We start from the raw sequence: 2769 nt of genomic DNA on the forward strand, positions 1-2769 counted from the left end.
AGATTAGGTGTGGAAATAAATAAATTTACCGAAGTCAAAGATATAAAAACTAAAAACGATGCATTACTAGGGGTACAAACAAATAAAGGTTTCATAGAATGTAAAAAGGTAGTTGTAGCTGCAGGAGGATGGACACAGAATATAACTAAAATGGCTAAAATAGATCTACCTATTTACTCTGAAAGACACGAAATATTGGTAACAGAATCTGTTAAAAGTATACTGGATCCAATGCTAATGTCCTTCTCTTACAATATCTACTGTCAACAAGAGCCTGTTGGGAGCTTCATTATGGGTTATGGGCCTGAGAACGAACAACCTAGTTACAATATGGAAAGTTCATGGGAGTTTCTTGAAACTATGTCAAAAAAGGCAACGTGGTTATTGCCTCCTCTTAAAAATATCCGCATCATTAGGCAATGGGCGGGTTTATACAACATTTCGCCAGATAGACAACCAATAGTATCACAGATTAACCAGGTAGAAGGTCTATATGTTGCTTGTGGATTCAGTGGACATGGTTTCATGCTTGCACCAGCTGTTGGAATTCTAATGGCAGATATGGTTACAGGTGATAAATTAACATACGATGTCATTTTAGATTTAGAAAGATTCAACAGAGGAGAAATCATTGAAGAGCCCTCTGTTGTATAAAACTTAAAAAGGAGGAATCAATTTTGAACAACTCAATACCTATTTACGAAATGCCTGAAAATGAGCCAATTTTAAACTATGAGCCGGGAAGTAAAGAAAAAAAAGAATTGAAGGAAAAACTTTCCAAACTAAAAAACGATAAAATCGAAATACCTCTTATAATAGGTGGGAAAGAAGTAAGAACCGGTGATCTTGGAAGATGTGTTATGCCACATGATCATAACTATGTCTTAGCAGAATATCACAAAGCTAGTGAAAAAGAAATCGAAATGGCAATAAAAAGTTCCTTAGAGGCAAAGAAAATGTGGGATAAATTTTCATGGGTTGATAGACAATCCATTTTCAAAAAAGCAGCTGAACTATTATCCACAAGTTGGAGATCAACATTAAATGCAGCAACCATGCTCGGTCAAAGCAAAAATGTTTTTCAAGCAGAAATAGATTCAGCCTGCGAATTGATAGACTTTTTAAGATTCAACTCATACTATGCAACAAAGATATACATGGATCAACCAAAATCTATCAAAGGTGTATGGAATAGATTAGAGTATAGGCCTTTAGAAGGATTCGTTTTCGCAGTTACTCCATTTAATTTCGCTTCTATAGCAGGAAACCTACCCACGGCACCTGCTATCATGGGAAATACGGTTTTGTGGAAACCTGCTTCTTCAGCTGTATATTCTGCATACTTCTTCATGAAATTGCTACAAGAAGCCGGCTTACCCGATGGCGTAATAAATTTCATACCTGGTTCAGGGTCCAAAATTGGAAGTATAGTTTTTAAAGATCCTAACTTTACGGGATTACATTTCACTGGTTCAGCTCCAACATTTCAAAATATGTGGGAAACAATTGGGAAGAACATAAGAAATTACAAAACTTACCCAAGAATAGTAGGGGAAACAGGTGGAAAAGACTTTGTGATTGCACACGAAAGTAGTGAAATAGAAACACTGGCAACAGCGCTAATTAGGGGAGCCTTTGAATATCAAGGTCAAAAATGTTCGGCTGTCTCAAGAGCTTATATACCTAACAACATCTGGCCGAAGGTAAAAGAAAATTTGATCGAAAATTTGAAAGAAATTAAAATCGGCTCTCCAGAAAATTTCACCAACTTTATGAATGCTGTAATTGACAAAGAGGCTTTTGATAAGATAAAAAGTTACATAGATTTTGCAAAGGAAAGTAATGAAGCAGAAATAATCTATGGTGGAAAGTGTGATGATTCTATTGGATATTTCATTGAGCCAACTGTAATATTAACTACTAATCCAAAGTTTAAAACTATGGTAGAAGAAATATTCGGCCCTGTTTTGAGTATTTACGTTTACGATGCAAAAGAATTTGACAGTGTATTGAAATTATGTGATGAAACTTCACCCTATGGTTTGACTGGAGCGATCTTCGCTCAAGATAGAAATGCTATTAAAAAGGCAGAAGAAGTACTCGTTAACGCTGCCGGGAACTTTTACATCAACGATAAACCTACAGGTGCTGTAGTAGCTCAACAACCGTTTGGTGGTTCAAGGGCTTCAGGAACAAACGACAAAGCTGGAAGCGTTATAAACCTTTTAAGATGGGTTTCCACCAGAGCAATTAAAGAAAATTTTGCTCCACCAAAAGATTTCAAATATCCATTCATGAAAGAAGAATGAAGACAGCCTCACGGCAGGTAAAGAAAATGTCCCCACCAGGGGACTTTTTTGTTGGAGCGGATAATGGGATTCGAACCCACGACCCCTTGCTTGGCAAGCAAGTGCTCTACCGCTGAGCTATATCCGCAATATTTGGCTGGTGCGCGAGGTGGGACTTGAACCCACACGGATTATAAATCCACAGGATTCTAAGTCCTGCGCGTCTGCCAGTTCCGCCACTCGCGCTAATAACTATAAAAAAATGGTGACCCGCCTGGGATTCGAACCCAGGACCCTTTGATTAAAAGTCAAATGCTCTACCAGCTGAGCTAGCGGGTCACTTAGTAGTTACATATATCAAAATTCTTTTTTTGCAACCGTTGAATATTATAACCGCTCACAACACTTTTGTCAAGTCTAAAGTTAAAACAACAAGTAAAATTGAGTTTAATATTCATTGTTTTTTCCTGAGTTTGACAGT

Annotated in this window: 2 protein-coding genes and 3 tRNA genes; 2 read left to right on the top strand and 3 right to left on the bottom strand. The window is 37.3% G+C overall.

The genetic code is table 11. The annotated features are described in order from the left end of the window. Together AA81_RS01725 and pruA are read left to right on the top strand one after the other, a co-directional pair. Positions 1–654 (top strand): NAD(P)/FAD-dependent oxidoreductase (locus AA81_RS01725; protein ID WP_146050320.1); only part of this gene is annotated, 654 nt, incomplete at its 5' end. A 23-nt stretch (positions 655–677) separates the two neighbouring features. After that, a complete protein-coding gene (gene pruA / locus AA81_RS01730; RefSeq protein WP_211292624.1) occupies positions 678–2309 on the top strand; it encodes an L-glutamate gamma-semialdehyde dehydrogenase in 1632 nt (543 codons plus the stop codon). A gap of 52 nt (positions 2310–2361) precedes the next feature. Here the strand turns inward: pruA and AA81_RS01735 are convergent. The 3 genes from AA81_RS01735 to AA81_RS01745 all read right to left on the bottom strand — a co-directional run bounded on the left by AA81_RS01735 (position 2362) and on the right by AA81_RS01745 (position 2627). Then, positions 2362–2436, bottom strand: a tRNA-Gly gene (locus AA81_RS01735). Between the two features lie 10 nt (positions 2437–2446). Beyond that, positions 2447–2534: transfer RNA gene (locus AA81_RS01740), tRNA-Leu, on the bottom strand. Between the two features lie 17 nt (positions 2535–2551). Further along, positions 2552–2627 (bottom strand) — tRNA-Lys (locus AA81_RS01745). Positions 2628–2769 lie beyond the last annotated feature (142 nt).

This window comes from Petrotoga halophila DSM 16923, assembly GCF_002924615.1.